Source organism: Streptomyces sp. NPDC048172, from assembly GCF_043202595.1.
In the GTDB taxonomy this organism is placed as follows: Bacteria; Actinomycetota; Actinomycetes; order Streptomycetales; family Streptomycetaceae; genus Streptomyces.
In genome coordinates this window covers 406,116-420,655 of sequence record NZ_JBIDAT010000003.1, presented here as the reverse complement: position 1 = coordinate 420,655, position 14,540 = coordinate 406,116, and the positions used below count along the sequence as shown (strand labels likewise).

At 71.5% G+C, this 14,540-nt stretch carries 26 protein-coding genes; 1 reads left to right on the top strand and 25 read right to left on the bottom strand.

Features of this window, described 5'->3' with window-relative positions:
- Position 1: 1 nt before the first annotated feature.
- Positions 2 to 835, bottom strand: coding sequence for a bifunctional DNA primase/polymerase (locus tag ACGF3A_RS15305; protein WP_393729785.1), 834 nt, complete (start codon positions 833 to 835; stop codon positions 2 to 4).
- A 139-nt stretch (positions 836 to 974) separates the two neighbouring features.
- Between ACGF3A_RS15305 and ACGF3A_RS15300 the strand changes: the two genes are divergently transcribed.
- Positions 975 to 1,997, top strand: a complete 1,023-nt coding sequence (locus ACGF3A_RS15300) for a hypothetical protein (protein WP_393729783.1) — start codon at positions 975 to 977, stop codon at positions 1,995 to 1,997.
- A 78-nt stretch (positions 1,998 to 2,075) separates the two neighbouring features.
- On the opposite strand, the gene ACGF3A_RS15295 is transcribed toward ACGF3A_RS15300, so the two are convergent.
- The 24 genes from ACGF3A_RS15295 to ACGF3A_RS15180 all read right to left on the bottom strand — a co-directional run bounded on the left by ACGF3A_RS15295 (position 2,076) and on the right by ACGF3A_RS15180 (position 14,490).
- Positions 2,076 to 2,591, bottom strand: a complete 516-nt coding sequence (locus tag ACGF3A_RS15295; RefSeq protein WP_393729781.1) for a hypothetical protein — start codon at positions 2,589 to 2,591, stop codon at positions 2,076 to 2,078.
- Positions 2,588 to 3,487, bottom strand: coding sequence for a MazG-like family protein (locus ACGF3A_RS15290; RefSeq protein ID WP_393729779.1), 900 nt, complete (start codon positions 3,485 to 3,487; stop codon positions 2,588 to 2,590). Before ACGF3A_RS15290 ends, ACGF3A_RS15295 begins: the two co-directional genes overlap by 4 nt.
- 37 nt (positions 3,488 to 3,524) lie before the next feature.
- Positions 3,525 to 3,713 carry a hypothetical protein gene (locus ACGF3A_RS15285; protein WP_393729777.1) on the bottom strand — a complete coding sequence of 63 codons (189 nt, stop codon included), beginning with the start codon at positions 3,711 to 3,713 and terminating at the stop codon, positions 3,525 to 3,527.
- Positions 3,704 to 3,970 (bottom strand): hypothetical protein, encoded by a 267-nt coding sequence (locus tag ACGF3A_RS15280; protein ID WP_393729775.1) that lies wholly within the window; start codon positions 3,968 to 3,970, stop codon positions 3,704 to 3,706. Before ACGF3A_RS15280 ends, ACGF3A_RS15285 begins: the two co-directional genes overlap by 10 nt.
- Before the next feature lie 150 nt (positions 3,971 to 4,120).
- On the bottom strand, positions 4,121 to 6,205 hold the full coding sequence (locus ACGF3A_RS15275) for a cell division protein FtsK (RefSeq protein WP_393729773.1): 2,085 nt from the start codon (positions 6,203 to 6,205) through the stop codon (positions 4,121 to 4,123).
- 97 nt (positions 6,206 to 6,302) lie between these two features.
- Entirely contained in the window at positions 6,303 to 6,779 is a 477-nt protein-coding gene (locus tag ACGF3A_RS15270; protein ID WP_393729771.1) for an NUDIX domain-containing protein, read from the bottom strand.
- Positions 6,780 to 6,826: 47 nt separating this feature from the next.
- Positions 6,827 to 7,141 carry a hypothetical protein gene (locus tag ACGF3A_RS15265; protein WP_393729769.1) on the bottom strand — a complete coding sequence of 105 codons (315 nt, stop codon included), beginning with the start codon at positions 7,139 to 7,141 and terminating at the stop codon, positions 6,827 to 6,829.
- A 79-nt stretch (positions 7,142 to 7,220) separates the two neighbouring features.
- The gene (locus ACGF3A_RS15260) at positions 7,221 to 7,412 is read right to left on the bottom strand and encodes a hypothetical protein (RefSeq protein ID WP_393729767.1); all 192 of its coding nucleotides are present in this window, start codon (positions 7,410 to 7,412) and stop codon (positions 7,221 to 7,223) included.
- A gap of 22 nt (positions 7,413 to 7,434) precedes the next feature.
- Positions 7,435 to 7,743 carry an NfeD family protein gene (locus ACGF3A_RS15255; RefSeq protein WP_393729765.1) on the bottom strand — a complete coding sequence of 103 codons (309 nt, stop codon included), beginning with the start codon at positions 7,741 to 7,743 and terminating at the stop codon, positions 7,435 to 7,437.
- A 19-nt stretch (positions 7,744 to 7,762) separates the two neighbouring features.
- Positions 7,763 to 8,104 carry a hypothetical protein gene (locus tag ACGF3A_RS15250; protein WP_393729763.1) on the bottom strand — a complete coding sequence of 114 codons (342 nt, stop codon included), beginning with the start codon at positions 8,102 to 8,104 and terminating at the stop codon, positions 7,763 to 7,765.
- Positions 8,101 to 8,775 carry a hypothetical protein gene (locus ACGF3A_RS15245; protein WP_393729761.1) on the bottom strand — a complete coding sequence of 225 codons (675 nt, stop codon included), beginning with the start codon at positions 8,773 to 8,775 and terminating at the stop codon, positions 8,101 to 8,103. The genes ACGF3A_RS15250 and ACGF3A_RS15245 overlap by 4 nt, the downstream gene beginning before the upstream one ends.
- Positions 8,772 to 9,932 (bottom strand): conjugal transfer protein, encoded by a 1,161-nt coding sequence (locus tag ACGF3A_RS15240; RefSeq protein ID WP_393730683.1) that lies wholly within the window; start codon positions 9,930 to 9,932, stop codon positions 8,772 to 8,774. Before ACGF3A_RS15240 ends, ACGF3A_RS15245 begins: the two co-directional genes overlap by 4 nt.
- A 68-nt stretch (positions 9,933 to 10,000) precedes the next feature.
- Complete coding sequence (locus ACGF3A_RS15235) at positions 10,001 to 10,453, bottom strand: Pycsar system effector family protein (protein WP_393729759.1); 453 nt, start codon at positions 10,451 to 10,453, stop codon at positions 10,001 to 10,003.
- Positions 10,450 to 10,635, bottom strand: coding sequence for a hypothetical protein (locus tag ACGF3A_RS15230; RefSeq protein WP_393729757.1), 186 nt, complete (start codon positions 10,633 to 10,635; stop codon positions 10,450 to 10,452). Before ACGF3A_RS15230 ends, ACGF3A_RS15235 begins: the two co-directional genes overlap by 4 nt.
- Positions 10,632 to 10,895, bottom strand: coding sequence for a DUF6284 family protein (locus ACGF3A_RS15225; RefSeq protein ID WP_393729755.1), 264 nt, complete (start codon positions 10,893 to 10,895; stop codon positions 10,632 to 10,634). Before ACGF3A_RS15225 ends, ACGF3A_RS15230 begins: the two co-directional genes overlap by 4 nt.
- 102 nt (positions 10,896 to 10,997) lie before the next feature.
- Positions 10,998 to 11,183, bottom strand: a complete 186-nt coding sequence (locus ACGF3A_RS15220; protein WP_393729753.1) for a hypothetical protein — start codon at positions 11,181 to 11,183, stop codon at positions 10,998 to 11,000.
- A 134-nt stretch (positions 11,184 to 11,317) separates the two neighbouring features.
- Positions 11,318 to 12,157 (bottom strand): class I SAM-dependent methyltransferase, encoded by an 840-nt coding sequence (locus tag ACGF3A_RS15215; protein ID WP_393729751.1) that lies wholly within the window; start codon positions 12,155 to 12,157, stop codon positions 11,318 to 11,320.
- Positions 12,154 to 12,651, bottom strand: a complete 498-nt coding sequence (locus ACGF3A_RS15210; protein WP_393729749.1) for a hypothetical protein — start codon at positions 12,649 to 12,651, stop codon at positions 12,154 to 12,156. The genes ACGF3A_RS15215 and ACGF3A_RS15210 overlap by 4 nt, the downstream gene beginning before the upstream one ends.
- An 84-nt stretch (positions 12,652 to 12,735) precedes the next feature.
- Positions 12,736 to 13,086, bottom strand: a complete 351-nt coding sequence (locus ACGF3A_RS15205) for an HIT family protein (protein WP_393729747.1) — start codon at positions 13,084 to 13,086, stop codon at positions 12,736 to 12,738.
- A gap of 189 nt (positions 13,087 to 13,275) precedes the next feature.
- On the bottom strand, positions 13,276 to 13,440 hold the full coding sequence (locus ACGF3A_RS15200) for a hypothetical protein (protein WP_393729746.1): 165 nt from the start codon (positions 13,438 to 13,440) through the stop codon (positions 13,276 to 13,278).
- An 89-nt stretch (positions 13,441 to 13,529) separates the two neighbouring features.
- Entirely contained in the window at positions 13,530 to 13,685 is a 156-nt protein-coding gene (locus tag ACGF3A_RS15195) for a hypothetical protein (protein WP_393729744.1), read from the bottom strand.
- Positions 13,686 to 13,703: 18 nt separating this feature from the next.
- Complete coding sequence (locus ACGF3A_RS15190) at positions 13,704 to 13,892, bottom strand: hypothetical protein (RefSeq protein ID WP_393729742.1); 189 nt, start codon at positions 13,890 to 13,892, stop codon at positions 13,704 to 13,706.
- A 95-nt stretch (positions 13,893 to 13,987) separates the two neighbouring features.
- Positions 13,988 to 14,368 carry an ATPase gene (locus tag ACGF3A_RS15185; protein WP_393729740.1) on the bottom strand — a complete coding sequence of 127 codons (381 nt, stop codon included), beginning with the start codon at positions 14,366 to 14,368 and terminating at the stop codon, positions 13,988 to 13,990.
- Complete coding sequence (locus ACGF3A_RS15180) at positions 14,368 to 14,490, bottom strand: hypothetical protein (RefSeq protein WP_393729739.1); 123 nt, start codon at positions 14,488 to 14,490, stop codon at positions 14,368 to 14,370. Before ACGF3A_RS15180 ends, ACGF3A_RS15185 begins: the two co-directional genes overlap by 1 nt.
- Positions 14,491 to 14,540 lie beyond the last annotated feature (50 nt).

Here is a 14,540-nt window from a genome sequence, read left to right as displayed (position 1 = left end):
CTCACAGTCCCAAGCTGGTACGGGCGTTGGTCCACGCCTCCGCGCAGTGCCGGGCGGTCTCGCCCTTGGCCTGCGCGGCAGCGAACAACCGCGCGACGTGCGCCTCGGTGAGGCAGCCGCACCGGCCATGGACCGACAGCACCGCGAGGAAGGTCCGGTAGACGGTGATGTGGATCGCGCTCCGGGCCTGGGTGATGCGCTCCTCAGCCATGGCGATGCCCCGCTCCAAGAAGGCGGGCGTGCGATGACGGCACTCCCCGCCCCCGGCCGGCACGGGTCCGGAAACAGCGCGTGGTGCGGGCCGGGCAACGACCAGCGCGCGCACGGCATCCGGCAGGGCGGTGATCCTGCCGGTCCCGGGTCCGAGCCATCGGGCGTAGGACATGCGGGATTTGATGTCCACGCCAGGGCGCATGCCGTTCACGGAGCGCATGGTGCCCTGGTAGATCCAGTGCTGACCGCGCGTCGTGGCCACCGTCCGCGTCGCAGGCAGGTGGTCGCGAGCCCAGGCCACCGCACCGGCACTGTCCAGGTCCACGACGGTGAGCCGGGCGCCGCCCGGGTGGTAGGCGACCGCGACCGCTCGCCGCCACGCCTCCCGCCATGCCGGGGAGGCGATCAGGTCAGGGTCGGTCGTCGCGGCGGCCCATCCATGGCACACGTGCGGGCACACGCAGGGCCCGGCGGTCTTCATGTTCGGCCGTCCGCCGCACGCGTTGCTGACACACGCACGGCAGTTCCCGAATGGCACCTTGCCCTGCCGCAGTGGCAAGACCGGGATGCCGTCCGCCGCGAGCTGAACAGCCACTCGCCGATTGTCTGTGGGTTGGGTCATGCTGGAGACCTCCAGTGCTCTGTAGGGGGTGCTGGGTGCAGGGGCGGCCCCGGGATCTTTGGCGAGACGTGGGGTCGCCCTCGGTGCCGACGATTGCCGGCGAGTGGTGTTGTCAGCGGGGCTGGATAGATTGCGCGTCATGACGACTGATGACCTGACTCCGGGCACGATTGCGACGCGTGCCGAGGTGAAAGCGCTCTTTGGCGGCGGCATCCAGGGCGGTATCCAGACCCCGGCCGATGGCGAGACCGTGTTGGTCTACTCCGACCCGTCGCAGGGAGTGAAGTACGGCTACACCTTCGACGGTCAGGTCGAGGATGACGAGTACGGCCCGCTCTTCCTCTACACCGGCGAAGGCACGGCCGGTGATCAGAAGATGTCCAAGGGGAACAAGGCGATCCTGGACACCGCCACGGACGGGCGCGCGGTGTTGCTGTTCGTCTCGGTTGGCAAGAAGGGCGCTGCCAAGGGTGGGATGCGGCACCGGTTCGTCGGGCAGGTCGTGGTCGATCCGCTGCTTCCCTACGTGGAGCGTCAGGCCCCCGACGAGAGCGGCGCGATGCGGCGCGTGTTCGTCTTCCGCCTGCGCCCCGCTCCGGGAGTGACCTGGTCCCTCACCGATGAGGACGTGGCGATGCCGGCCACCGTCAACAAGGTGGTCGAACTGCCGGCGAGCCCGAAGACCCTTCCCCCGGCCGTTAAGGAGAAGGCGGAGGCGACAGGGGTCAAGGACAAGAAGACGGAGAAGCACTCCACCAAGACCACCGTCGCCAACATTCCTGGCGGAGAGCGTCAGGTCGTGCGGCGGGAAGGCCAGTTGGTCACGGCCTTTGAGGAACACCTGACCGCCGCGGGGCACACGTTCAAGAGTTTCCAGATCACCGTCAAGGGTGAGGCCGGCGCTCTTGTGCCGGACGTGTATGACGTGACCGACAACGTGCTCTACGAGGCCAAGGGGAAGGCGACTCGCAACGCCGTGCGATTCGCGATCGGCCAGCTCCTGGACTACCGCAGGCACCTGAAGGTCCCCGACGGCCTGCGGCTGGCGGTGCTGCTGCCGGAGGCGCCCAGCGAAGACGTACGTGACCTGCTTAAGAGGGAGAACATTCTGCTTGTGACGCAGACAGCCGAGGGGTTCGAAGGCTTCCCCCTCGCCACCTGAGCTCATCCTCAAACTGCCGGCCAGCCCGGAGAGGCAGCCCCGGATCTGGCGAGATGTCGGGGGCCGCCCCGGGCGTATCTAGGCGTCGGCGTATTCGCTGGCCTGCTGGCACTCGCGCCATGCCTGGTACTCGCGGCGGACGTAGCCGCGCGGGTCGGAGACGATGCTGAAGGTCTCCTCCGGTTCCAGGTCGGACTGGTCCCAGCACACCAACTCGCGCGCGGCCCGGTTGGCGTCCCGGGCCGCTTCGGCGTCCTCGGGGTGGGGGAGGGCGGCCCGGTCCCGTACGGCCGCGTCCCGCAGCCAGAAGACACGGGAGACCAGCACGCCCAGCGTCGTCTTCTCCCGGGCCTCGCTCTTCAGCCAGGCCCGTTCGGCATCGAGGCTGGGGGCGAGGCGGTAGGCGTCTTCGGGGGCGGGCCACCGGCCGGGGTCGGCCGGGTGCTGCGCGGTGACGTACAGCCGCACGCGTCCCTTATCGCTGCGGGCCGGGTAGCGGCGGACGGGGCCGGTGTCGAAGGTCTCGCGCAGCGCGCCGACCACCGCATCGGCCTCGCCCTCCTGGCACAGGACACGGATCTCGAAGGTGCTCACGCCGCCTCCCCGAACTCCGCCGCGGGGGCGGGGGTGAAGGGGATGGGCTCGTTGTCCATCCGCTGAGCGAGGCGTGCGGCCCGCTGGCGGATGGTGTCGGCCAGCAGCGCGGCGGGGTCCTGGGTGTGGTCCCACAGGGCGACGGCGGCGGCGAGGATGACGTCACACAGTTCGTGGGCCACGTCGTCCTCGGTGTGGCTGTGGCCTTTGCGGGGATTCTGGCCCTGCGAGCCCAGGTACGCCTGCGCGGCTTCCCCGGCCTCCTCGGTGACCTTCAGCAGCCGCATGGAGACCTCGTGCGGGTCGCGGCCGTTGTGCAGGTCGAGCCAGGCGGCGATGTTGCCGCTGTGCTCGAACAGGTCGGTGGCGGGGTGCTCGGTGTCGGGCCGGGCTGTCGTTCCGTCTCGGTCGCGGGCTTCGAGGGCCCCGAGGACGGCGATGCCGGAGACGACCATGAGGCCGTTGGACTTGTACGGCGGGGTGCCCAGTTCCTTGAGGACGCGGGTGAGGTCGCGCGCGGTCCACCCGCGGTATTCGCCGGGGTTCATCGCGGCGAGCCGCTGGCGCACCTCGTCGGTGCGTACGCGCACGTCGTCGCCCAGGACGTGCGCGATGTCGGCCGCGTGGTCCGGCGCCTGGGCGGCGAGCGTGGCATCCACCATGTCCGGGTCGGAGTAGTGGTCGATGAGCAGATCGACCAGCGGGCCGTCCTCCGCCTCGCCGCGGGAGAGGCGGGCGACGGAGTGCAGGAGGCGGCGCAGGTGCCCCAGCTCGCCCGGGTACTCCTCCTGCTCTTCCGGGTACGCGACGGCCTCGCGCTGGGCTTCCAGCTCGTTGCGCAGCCGGGTGTTCTCGGCGCGCAGCAGCCATAGGGGCGTGTTGTGGCGTTCGCTCACGGGTGATTCTCCTTCGTGGTCGGGCCCGGTGTGCTGTTCAGCGGTGGTCGATGGCGTCGGTGACGGCGTTGGTTAGGTTGGTGATGGTGGGGGCGGCATCGGTGCGGGCGAGGTAGAAGCCGAAGAGGGCGGCGACGAGGGCGGCGCCGATCCCGAGGGACTTGAAGCGCAGCAGGAGCGCGAGGACGAGTCCGAGGATGAGGACGAGGGAGAGGGTCACTGCCACGGCAGGGTCTCCTTGGCCGGGGTGGTGGGGCGGGTGCCCGCGGCGTGGATGCGGCGGGCGGTGTTGGCCAGGCGGGCGCCGATGCGGAGGCGGTAGCGGCGGCCCTTGCAGCGGCGGCAGCGCTTCATGCTGCGGCGCCGGGTATCGCGCAGGCCGGTGCCGTGGCAGGTGCGGCAGACGGCGAACGGCCGGGCCGCACACAACGCTGCGTAACCGGCGAGGGTGGCCAGGAGGAGGCCGGTACTAGCAAGGAGCATGGGGTGCCGTATCCCTTCCAGGGCGGGTTTGCGGGGGTTGTCGCAGGTGGGCCGCTAGACGCTAAGTCGCTGATCACAGCGAGTGTGGGCCGCTAGCGGGGGTGCTAGACCTAGCAGCGGGAGCCGCTAGGTCTAGCAGTGCTGCTGGGGTCAGGCCGCGGCCCTGTCGGCGTCACGGCGTGTGATGGCGGCGGTGATGTCGGCGCGCTTGATGCCGCGCCGGTTCTTGCCTTCGCCCTCGTCGGTCTGGCCCCAGACCTGGCCCGTCTTGATGCCCCAGGGCTTGAGCGCGGCCGTGACGTTCTCGCCCGTCCAGCCGGTGTAGGTCTCGGGCTGGTGGTCGGCCAGGCGGGCGGCGATCCGCTCGCACCACGCGGCCTTCTCACCGACGGGCATGACGGCGGCGATGTCGGCCAGGATGTCCGAGCCCGTCGTCTTCTCCGGCCCGGCGCCGATGGCGTGGCCGGTGATGTTGCCGTAGTCCTCGCGCAGCTTCCGCGCCCGGGAGACGACCTGTTCGGCCGCGACCGCGTTCACGAAGGCGGAGGCGACGATCCGCGGGTCATCGCCCTCACCGGCCATCCAGCAGATCCCCCGGTCGTCGCGGGAGAACATGGTGGCCCGGTACCCGGCCTTGTACATCGAGGTGCCCAGCACCATGTCGTTGGCGGGCTGGCCCATGACCTTCAGGCAGAACCGCAGCACGGCGTTGGAGGAGATGCCGGTGGGCAGCGACTTGGCGTCCGGGCGCTGGGTGCCGAACAGCATGGTCATGCCCAGCGCGGGGCCGCGCTTGCCCAGGTCGGTGCAGATCGCCTCGATCTCCTTGCCGTGCTCCTCGTGCTCGAAGGGCACCTGGCACTCATCGAACCCTGCAATGATCGGGTGCAGCCCGAGCCGCTTGTCGCTGGCGAGCTCGGGGGTGACCTTCGATTCGGGGCAGCGCGAGCGCGGCAGGGACTTGATGACCTTCGCCCGGCGCCGCAGCTCTTCCTTCAGCTCGCGCAGGGAGTTGAGGACGTATTCGATGTCCTCATCCTCTTCACCGGCGCGGTAGCGGTGGCAGACCGGCTCCAGGGCGCCGAAGTCGCCGGTGCCCTTGAAGTCGAAGGCGTGCACCTCCGAGCGCGGATCCAGGGCGGCGATGAGCAGCAGCAGCCGCATCAGGAACGTCTTTCCCATGCGGGGGATGGAGCCGACCACGACGGAGGCGAACATCAAGGTGACGGCCACGTCGCGCATGCGCTGGTCGTTGCCGAACACCACCGGCTTGAACAGGTCCACGGTGCCCGACTTCAGCAGCGGCCAGGCCGGTTTCGTGGTCTCGTTCATCGGCTTGTCCCCGACCCACAGCACCAGGCGCCCTTCGTGCTCGGTCGGGTCGGGCCCGGGCCACACACAGCCCACCTTGCGGCGCAGCCCGGAGGCGAGCGGCTTGCGCGCCTCCATGATGTCCTCGGGGGTGACGCCGTAGGGCAGGTCCAGGTCGGCGCGGTAGCCGGGGCCGTCGCGCACGATCTCGGAGGTGAAGCGCAGCCCGTTCATGTCGCCGCCCTTCTTCACGGCGGCGGTGATCTTCGCGTTGCCGATGGAGTCCAGGCCGCGCAGCACGATGGAGCCGGTGAGCTTCTGCACCTCGGTCTTGAGCACCGCGGGGCCGACCACCGGGGCATCGGGCTGCTGCCCGGCCCAGCCCAGCAGCAGCACCCCGCCGACCGCGAACAGGTACACGGCCTCGGGCAGCATGACGTACAGCCACAGCGCGAAGCCGGTGCCGAACACGGCGGCGAGCAGGGTGACCAGGCCGCGCAGCCGCACCCGCCCCGAACGCAGCCGGGCCAGGCGCATGTACTCCTCCACGTCCTCGTTGCGCACCGCGAAGTCGCGCAGCGGGGCCGCCTCGCTGTCCCACACCCACCGGCCCGTGGACGCCACCAGGCGGCAGGCACCACGCGGCGCCATCACGCCCAGCCGCGCGGCGTACATGGGGGTACGCACGCCGTGGAACAGGGCGGCGTAGCCCAGGTTGGCACCCGCGTGGCGGGCGGTGGCGGCGAAGTCGCGCCGGTTGGTGAGCCATCCGGCCAGCACAGGGCGGCGCTTTTCGCTGCGCACCTTCGGGTCGGGCAGCTTGGGGTTGTCCACCGCGACCGGCGCGGCCGGGGTCTCGTCGGGGCCGGGAGCGGGGTCGGGGACCGCCCGCAGGGGCGGCGCCGGGGCGGCAGTGTCCGTCATGCTGGGGTTCTCCTGTCCAGTCTCGGATTCGGGGTGGTGCAGGGGCCCGCGACGGCCGACGGTGCTGGCAGGCTCAGGCGGCCGTCGCGGGGCGGAACTAGGCGGCGGGCGGCGTGCCCTCCGGGTGGCGGCGCAACCAGGCGAGCTGGTCGCGCCACGCCAGGTAGGTGATGCGGTTGTGGTCGAAGGCGAGCCCCGGCGGGTCGTGGAGCGGGACCCACTCGATGGCGGCGGCGTCGTCCCCAGCCTGCGCGGTGGTGTCCGCACCGACGACGACCACGTACGCGGCGGAGACGTAGCGCCCGCGCGGGTCCCGTTCCGGGTCGTCGAAGACGCCGACGAGGATCAGCCGCTCCTCGCGGACACGGACGCCGGTCTCCTCGAACAGCTCGCGGGCCGCCGCCGCGCGGGCCGTCTCGCCGGGATCCACGTGTCCGCCGGGCAGGGCCAGGCGGCCCTCGTGCGGGGGCCAGCCACGGCGGATGGTCAGCAGCTCGGGCCCGCGGTCGGTCACCCGGACGCACACCACGTCGGCGGTGTAGCGGACGGTCTCGCCCGTCTCGGTCTCACTCATCGGTTTATCTCCCTCGGTCGGTTCTCGGTCGGCCCCTGACCAGCGCGTCAGGGGCGGGTGCGCTCGACGGCCTTGAGCCGCTTCTCCGCCTCGCGGCGGGTCTGCCGGGCGGCCGTGCGGTCGGCGCCGCGGGCGGCCCGCTCGCGGACCTTCGCGGCGGCCACGTCGGCGCGGGCGGCCTTCACCTCGCGCTCCCAGGCGGCGGTCTCCTCGCGGGCGCGCTCTTCGGCGCGGGCGTCGATCGTCTCGATCGCCCGCTCGACCTTGCCGATGTCGCCGTAGGCGCCCTTGGCGCCCTGGACCAGCAGCCCGGCGCGGGTCAGCTTCTCCTTGCGGGTGTACTTGCGGGGCGGTGCCTGCATCGGTCCTCCTCGGCGGAGTCCGGGGCTGTCCCGGCTCCCCTCACCGCCCGGCACAACCTCCGGGCGGATCGGGCAGGCGTCAGCCGACGCGTTGCAGCTCGCCCGTGCGGCACAGCACGGGGCCGACCAGCAGGCCGACCCTGGCAACCGTCCACCGGCCCTTTGTGAGCGGGCCGGGCGGCACTTCATCCACTATCCGGCCGGTGCGTCCGGCCGCCCGCGGGGCGTCCTCGCACGAAATGATCAGGACCTTCCGTCCGGCGGTGAACACGGGGTGCTCTCCTTCCGAGCTGTCAGCCCTTCCTCGGCTGCACGCCCTTCCAGACGCTCCACAGGACCAGCGCTGCCACCCCCACGGCGAAGGCGCCGATGGCGAAGGCCAGGAAGAACAGCGTGAGAAAGGCAGTGCCCACACAGGCGCAGGCGGTGTAGGTGACCGCCTTGCGCGCATCGAACGGGGGCCGCGCCGGAGCCTGGTGGTGCTGGCAAGGCGTGGCCTGGGGCTGCTGTGCAGCCTGTACGGCGGCGAGCATCATCGCGAACTGCTCGCCCTGCCGGGCGGCTTCGACCGCGTCTTGGCTCGCTCTCTCGATGTTGCTCATGTCTGCTCCTCTCGGAGGCTCAGTTGGGGAGGTCGAAGAGCGCGTTCTGTGCGGGATCCGCCGCGCTCCGCGTCTCTCGGCTGACCGCCCGACGGGCGGCGTCATGGCAGTCCGGGCACCACGCCCGCAGAGCCGAGACGGGCAGTTGCGCTGCGGCACGGGCGCCGGTCGCCGGGTTGGCGGGGGCCGCGGTGAGCCGGACGGGGCCGCGGTGCCTGCTGGCGTGCTGGTCGTGTTCGCGTGGGCAGCGCCCCCGGCTCTTGGCGTGCTTGTTGCCGCACTCGCCGGTGCACTGGCAGCGGAACCCGGCCGCTTCCATCACCGCCCGCCACAGATCGGCGTAGGCGATCGGCTCGCTCATGCCGCCACCACCTGCGGCTCGGGCAGGATCTCGCGGCCATCCCCGTGGCAGGTCCAGGGCGAGCAGCCGCTTGGCTCGCCCTCCTCGTCTTTGTCGATGAGGTCAAGGAGGGAGCCTTGCCGCTGACCCCATTCGTGCGCGGTGACCTTGTCGATCGGCGCCTGATCCAGCGGGAGACATGAGCGGTGCAAGAACGCCTGCCCTAGTAGAGGGCGTCCGAGGTGAATACCGCGCACTCCGCCTTGGCGGATGGCGCGGTCGAAGGCGACCGCGTCCGCCCACTCGCGCGGGCGCTCATCGCGCATGGTGCGCCACATCGCGTTGGTGTGGAACGGGCAGCCGATGCACGCGGACTTGGGCGTCGATGCCCAGCCCCGGCGAGCCAGGAAACGCAGGCAGTCGGCCCGTGACCAGTCCATCTCCAGCAGCGGGTGCCGGTTGATGGCGTACTGGATCCCGGAGTCCTTCGCGCGGTCGAACTCATCGCGGGAGATGCCCACCCACTGCTCCGCGAACACGCCCTTGGGCACCCGCCCGGCCGGGTGGCCGAGCAGGGCCCGCACCTGCTTCTTGATGGGTGTGAGCTTGTACTCCTTGGTGCACTGGCGGCGGATCATGCCGGTCGTGCCGTCCGGGTTGCGCACGTACAGCGGCATCACCGCCCCGCTCATGCCGCCACCCCCAGCGCCTCACGGCGGGCCGGGGTGCCGGGGGCGAGCCGGGCGAACGCGGCCTCGACCTCCGGCGGCTCTTCGAACTGGTGGCGCTGTTCGGCCGCACGGCCGATGCGCTCGTCCCGCAAGGTCTCGCGCAGCTCGCGGGCGCGCTGGGAGGAGGTGTGCACCGCGGCGCGGATCCGGTCGGCGGTCAACTGCCCCTCGGGCCAGTCGGCCGTTGCCTTCCGGGCCTCGGTGAGCAGTTCGGCCGCCGTGCGCTTGGGTCGGGCCGGGCGGCGAGCCGACTGCGGCACCCGACCGGTCGCCCGGCGGGGCCGCGCCGACTCCGCCGCCACCGCGCGCGGTGCGGGACCAGCAGCCTGGACAGGAGTCGAGTCTCCCGGCTCCCAGAAGGGGTTCCCGTCAGCCGGGGTCGGCATGGGGCGCGCCTCCCCCGCGCGGGCCGGTTCTCCCAGCTCGGGTACCGACCGGTTCGCGGTAGGAACCTCTGTTTCCTCCCAGTCTGCGTCGACCGGGGGAAGGGCGGGGGCAGCCATCTGGGTCGGGCCGGTCGGCAGGGCGGGCGCCTCGGGTGCCGGGGCGACGAACATGGCCTCCAGCGCGGCGTCCGCGCCGACGATGACGCGCTCGCGCTGGACGTGCAGCAGCCGGGCCGACAGCTCGACGTCGCCCATCCCGACCTGGCGGGCCAGCTTCCACGCCTCCCGCTCCGCCTTCTTCTTCACCTTCTTGTCGGGGTGGTTGGCGGCCACCGCGCGCTGATAGGCCAGCTCGCGGACCACGCCCGCCGCCCGAGCCTCCGCTTCGGCATCCCGGCCGTCCTGGTGGACGACGATGCGGCGGGCGAGGAAGGCCATGCCTTCCGCAGCCACCGTCATGCCCATCGGCGTGACGGCGTAGATCACGGTGCGGCCCACGTCGGGCGCCGCCATCGCGGCCATGGCCGAGGCGGCGGCGGGCAGCGCCCACAGCCCGGCACGGACGATCCGCGGCGAGGACTGCCCCAGCATGGTCAGACCCAGCAGAACGAGCGCCAGCACGGCGGTGGCGCCCTCACCGGCGGACACCGCGCCCAGCGCGGTGCCCTTGCCGTAGGCAGCACCGATGTTGCTGAACGTGCCCACGCCCCCGGCGATACCGGTCGCGAGCATCGGGACGAACGCCGCGGCCAGTACCACAATCTGCGGCTTGGTCAGCTTCTGACGTGCCGTAGGGGCGCTCACAGGGCACCTCCCAGTGTGAGAACGGCCGCGGCCACCAGCAGGGCACCGGCCAGCAGGGTCATGGAGATCGCGGCGCGCAGGCGGGCGAACTTGCCCACCGCGATCCGCGACAGGTTGGTGATGTCCTTGGGGAGGCGGTCCGCGCTCAGATGCGTACGCAGCCCCGCGGGGGTGAGCGTGGCCCACAGCGGGAAGCCCCCGCCGCCACCCAGGTTCGGGCGGACCGTCAGCAGCAACAGCGCCGTCGCCGCCAGCAGCACCCCGAGCCCGGCGGCGCCGACGAGGGCCGACGCGAGGGTCAGGGGCGCGCCGGTCGCGAGGGCCAGCGCTCCGGCCAGCAGCGCGGCGTGGAAGGCCAGCAGCAGCGACGCCTTGGTGTCCGTGCGCGCCAGCTCCGCCTTCACCTCCGTGTGCGCGGCGACCAGCGCCGCGTCAGCCGGGGCACTCATGCCGCACCTCCCGCCCGGGCGGCGCGGCGCCAGCCCGCGACCTGGAGCGCGAACCCCACCGAGGCGATGAGCATCAGCCGGTTGTCCCGGACCGCCACCGCACCGGCGAGGCCGGTGAAGGCCAGGAGAATCCCGGCGAGCACGAGAAAGAGCGCCAGGCCCTGGGGATTGCGCGTGCTCATGACGCCGCCCCCTCGTTGGGAGTGGTGCGGTTGGTCAACGCGCGGCGGGCGTCCAGCAGGCGGCGACGCGCCCGGCGCAGGCGGCGGTCGTCCAGCTCGTTGGGCGGACGGTCCATCACGGCGATCCGCACGTCCAGCAGGTCGATGTCCGCCTCGATGACGGGCATCTCCCGCTCGATGGCGGCCAGCTCCCCGCGGGTCGGCTCGCGCAGCAGGCCGCAGCCTGTAACGGTCGCATAGTCGGTACAGATGTTGAACATGGGTCGGGGTCCTCTCGGAATGAATGTGGCAACGGCCCGAAAGCGGCCCCGGTGTTCGAGCACCGGGGCCGCGCCACTGCACAAGGGAAAAAAGGGGGAAGGTCAGCGGCGGCCGAAACCCCAACCGATGAGCCTGGACACGGACTCGGTGACGTCGGTGACGCGGCCGGACTCCAGCTCATCGGCCCGGCTCTCCAGGCGCTGCGCGGCGTCGTCCTTGCCGCGGTCCCGCAGCGTCCTCGCAGCCTCACGGTTGGCGTTGGCCTGCTGCTTCATGCGGTCAGACATTGGACCCCCTCACGGGCCGGGACTGTCCCGGCTCCCCTCACCGCCCGGCACGAAGTCCGAACGGATCGGGCAGCCGTCAGGCCACACGCGGCGGCCCCATCGGGGCCGCCAGGGGTGAGGCGGGAGGGGCCCGGTCAGGGCCTGGGGGGCTTGCTGGCCAGGAGGTACAGCGTGGGAGTGAAGAAAGTGATCACGCCTTGCTCACGGGCGGCTCGCAACCAGGCGTCCCGGTAACGGTCGGCCGCCTCGCTCCCCCACAGCGCCTCGACCTGCTCCAAGACAGTGAACGCCCCGGCATGGCCCCGGCGCTCCAGGTACCCGGCGGCGGCCTCCTCGCCTTCCAGGCGCTCCTCGTGCAGCTCGGTGACCGCGTGATCGATACACAGGCACGCGTCAAGCAGCGCCTCGCGCAGCCGCCAGGAACTGAAGGCGAGCATCGTGCGCGCGGATCCGCTCCCCCGTTTTTGCGCGTCGGCCAGCTCAGCGAGCTGCTGCTCGGTGAAGCCGCGGACGCCCGCATCATGGAACCGCTGCGCGTTGATCGGTTCAAACAGCGACAGCGAGCCGCCCGGACGCAGCACCCGGGTGATCTCCCGTGCCGCCGCGTTGAGATCCTCGATGTAGATCAGCACGGAGCGGATGAGTACCTGGTCCACGCTCGCGTCCCGCAGCGGGATCTGTGTCGCGCTCCCGGCCACGGCATGGACCGATTCGGGCAGCGTCGCCAGCGCGGAGGTGGAGATGTCCACCGCGACGACGCTGCCCTCCGGGCCGACGAACTCGACCGCCTCACGGGCCAGCAGCCCGGTGCCCGCCCCCAGGTCGAGGACGCGGTCCCCGGGCTGGATCCGGGATCCGGCCAACACCCGATCCCGGATCCCGGACAACGAGGCGGCGGCGCGCGCCGCGCCCACATGCTGATCGCGCTGACGGGTCAGCCAGTGTGCCCACTGCTCCGCAGCGCTCTCGCTCATGCCGCCATGCTCTCCCGCCGCGAGGAGAAGCAGAAGCCCGGCGCGACGGCGTTGTTCAGCGCCTCGCTCAGCGCCTGAAGGCCCTCGTCCTTCTCACGGTGGTAGATGCGTTCGGCGGCGTCGATCTGCGCGTCGGTCAGAATGGCGTGGCCCTTCTCGCCGTACTCGAAGAACAGCGCCTCATCCGCGGCGAACAGCTCCGCGTGCTGCGCAAGCAGGTCCTTGCGCTGGGCGACGAACTCAGCGTCCACCCGGCCCCACTTGATCTCCAGCCGTTCGGTGACCTGGGCAAACTCGATACGCAGCGCGACCTGCCTGTCGTGGTACTCGCGGGAGACCTCCAGCAGCTCGCCGACCTGCTTCGCGGTCAGCCCCAGCTCCTTGTGGTGTCCCAGCAGCCGCGTGAACAGCGCCCCGGCGGGAGCCAGCGACTCACACCGGGTATCGATCAAATAGCCCGGCTTCGCGAAGGCGGAATGGTTGATGGTGCACATATGCTTCCCTTCCGGATCCGGGGCCACTCGCTCCCGGCTCCCCTTGCCGCCCCGCCACAGCGGGCGGGACGACGCGGGCAACCGTCAGGCCGCGCAGCGTTCCTTGGCCTCCTGCCGCGGCGTCCACGGCAGCGGCAGCGCATCCGCCTCGCGTCGGGGAACCACGTGAACGTGCAGGTGGAAAACGGTCTGCGTCGCGATGGAACCCTTGGACGTGATGACGTTCGCCGCCTCCAGCTCCCCGGCCAGCTCCGCCGCGCACGCCATGGTGCGGGCGGAGACCACCGGGTCCTCGCCGATGTCGGCGACGTGGGTGTGCGGGATGACCAGCACATGCCCCGGCGTGACCGGGTCCAGCGGCACGATCGCGATCACGTCATCCCAAGCGCGCACCACCTCGGCGGGCACCCGACCAGCAACGATGGAGCAGAACACGCAGCCCTCCCTCACCGGCCGCCCCTCGCGCGGGCGTATACGCATGAGCATCAACCTCCGCATCAGATCAGGTGGTTCGCTCTCCCCCGGCCCGGTGTGCCAGCACCGGGCCGGGCCCTTCGCGGGGCCGGGATCTGTCCCGGCTCCCCTCACCGCCCGGCACGAGGTCCGGGCGGATCGGGCAACCGGTCAGCGTCCGCTGCGCCTGTTCAGTTCGTCCAGGCCCTCGTTCACGGCCCGCTGACGGTCACTGTCGTCGTGCCCCTCAGCGCGGTCCTCCTTGGCGCAGGCGGAGCTGTTGAACACGTCGAACTTCACGTCGTCGTCGCTGTAGCCGCTGTAGTCGCGTGCCATGAGCTGGCCTCTTCTCTCGCCGTAGTTCGGGCCGGGACTGTCCCGGCTCCCCTCACCGCCCGCACTGTGCCGGGCGGATCAGGCAACCGTCAGTCGCGGTCGCGGTCGTTCAGGGCGCGCAGGAAATCAGCAGCGTCCTGGTAGTCGGAGTTCCGTGTGGCGCGGCCTTCGGCCTCCAGATCGGCGGCCACAGCCTCGCGCCGCTCAGCGAGGTCTTCAATGCACGCGTAGTGGTCGAAGTCCATGCCTCCTCCAGACGACAGTCACCGGCGGTCCCAGGAGCGGCAGAACGTGCCGCCGTGGGCGTCCTCGATCACGGTCATGCCCTCGCCGTTGATCGTGGTGGTGGAGATATTCAGGTCCCCGTTGCCCAGGTGCACCGGGCCGGTGGCGCCATTGATCACCACGCCGGTGACGTTCTGGTCGCAGTCCTCGGAGTGCTTGCGCGCCATGAGGGGCGCTCCTTCCTGGTCGCGCCCGGACCCTGTGCCCGGACCCACCGCCCCCCACGGACCGCAGCCCGCGGAGGACGGAAGGGCCGACACCCTCAGCGCGCGACGACCGGCTTGCCCATGTCGCGGTGCCGCACGGTCACGCTGTGCCCGGCAGCCCGCAGCCGCTCAGCCAGCGCACGGGCAAAGGTCGGGGCACGATGCCGACCGCCCGCGCAACCGTCCGCGACGGTCACCACCCTGGCGCTCGGGCCGGACGCGAACGCGGCAACCGCCGTCGCCGCGGCCTCGACCAGCTCCGCGACGCCGGGGGTGTTCAGCACCGCGGCCCGAACCGGCTCATCGTCGGCGGTCATGTACCGCAGCTCCGGGCTGACGTGCGGGTCGCGGAAGTGCTCGCGCAGGTCGATGGTCAAATGCGCGGGCGGCGGCTCGCCGTGCAGGTAGCCGAACGAGACGATCTCAACGGCCACCATCACCGGCCACCCTTCATGCGGGCGTTGTTCTCGCTGCGCCAGGTGGCCTCGGCGGCCCGCCGGGCCAGCTCCGCACGCTCGGCATCGGTCAGCGCCGAGGCGGCGCCGGTAAGCTTCCTCATCAGGATCAACCTCCTGGTCACATCAGGGGTTCGGTCTCACAGCCCGCCCG

Bases quoted from the DNA above. Each gene is read 5' to 3' on its own strand.
- ACGF3A_RS15305 (WP_393729785.1), bottom strand. From the start codon at position 835: ATGACCCAACCCACAGACAATCGGCGAGTGGCTGTTCAGCTCGCGGCG.
- ACGF3A_RS15300 (WP_393729783.1), top strand. From the start codon at position 975: ATGACGACTGATGACCTGACTCCGGGCACGATTGCGACGCGTGCCGAG.
- ACGF3A_RS15280 (WP_393729775.1), bottom strand. From the start codon at position 3,970: ATGCTCCTTGCTAGTACCGGCCTCCTCCTGGCCACCCTCGCCGGTTAC.
- ACGF3A_RS15275 (WP_393729773.1), bottom strand. From the start codon at position 6,205: ATGACGGACACTGCCGCCCCGGCGCCGCCCCTGCGGGCGGTCCCCGAC.
- ACGF3A_RS15270 (WP_393729771.1), bottom strand. From the start codon at position 6,779: ATGAGTGAGACCGAGACGGGCGAGACCGTCCGCTACACCGCCGACGTG.
- ACGF3A_RS15265 (WP_393729769.1), bottom strand. From the start codon at position 7,141: ATGCAGGCACCGCCCCGCAAGTACACCCGCAAGGAGAAGCTGACCCGC.
- ACGF3A_RS15255 (WP_393729765.1), bottom strand. From the start codon at position 7,743: ATGAGCAACATCGAGAGAGCGAGCCAAGACGCGGTCGAAGCCGCCCGG.
- ACGF3A_RS15250 (WP_393729763.1), bottom strand. From the start codon at position 8,104: ATGAGCGAGCCGATCGCCTACGCCGATCTGTGGCGGGCGGTGATGGAA.
- ACGF3A_RS15245 (WP_393729761.1), bottom strand. From the start codon at position 8,775: ATGAGCGGGGCGGTGATGCCGCTGTACGTGCGCAACCCGGACGGCACG.
- ACGF3A_RS15240 (WP_393730683.1), bottom strand. From the start codon at position 9,932: ATGCTCGCGACCGGTATCGCCGGGGGCGTGGGCACGTTCAGCAACATC.
- ACGF3A_RS15235 (WP_393729759.1), bottom strand. From the start codon at position 10,453: ATGAGTGCCCCGGCTGACGCGGCGCTGGTCGCCGCGCACACGGAGGTG.
- ACGF3A_RS15230 (WP_393729757.1), bottom strand. From the start codon at position 10,635: ATGAGCACGCGCAATCCCCAGGGCCTGGCGCTCTTTCTCGTGCTCGCC.
- ACGF3A_RS15225 (WP_393729755.1), bottom strand. From the start codon at position 10,895: ATGTTCAACATCTGTACCGACTATGCGACCGTTACAGGCTGCGGCCTG.
- ACGF3A_RS15220 (WP_393729753.1), bottom strand. From the start codon at position 11,183: ATGTCTGACCGCATGAAGCAGCAGGCCAACGCCAACCGTGAGGCTGCG.
- ACGF3A_RS15215 (WP_393729751.1), bottom strand. From the start codon at position 12,157: ATGAGCGAGAGCGCTGCGGAGCAGTGGGCACACTGGCTGACCCGTCAG.
- ACGF3A_RS15210 (WP_393729749.1), bottom strand. From the start codon at position 12,651: ATGTGCACCATCAACCATTCCGCCTTCGCGAAGCCGGGCTATTTGATC.
- ACGF3A_RS15200 (WP_393729746.1), bottom strand. From the start codon at position 13,440: ATGGCACGCGACTACAGCGGCTACAGCGACGACGACGTGAAGTTCGAC.
- ACGF3A_RS15195 (WP_393729744.1), bottom strand. From the start codon at position 13,685: ATGGACTTCGACCACTACGCGTGCATTGAAGACCTCGCTGAGCGGCGC.
- ACGF3A_RS15190 (WP_393729742.1), bottom strand. From the start codon at position 13,892: ATGGCGCGCAAGCACTCCGAGGACTGCGACCAGAACGTCACCGGCGTG.
- ACGF3A_RS15185 (WP_393729740.1), bottom strand. From the start codon at position 14,368: ATGGTGGCCGTTGAGATCGTCTCGTTCGGCTACCTGCACGGCGAGCCG.
- ACGF3A_RS15180 (WP_393729739.1), bottom strand. From the start codon at position 14,490: ATGAGGAAGCTTACCGGCGCCGCCTCGGCGCTGACCGATGCCGAGCGT.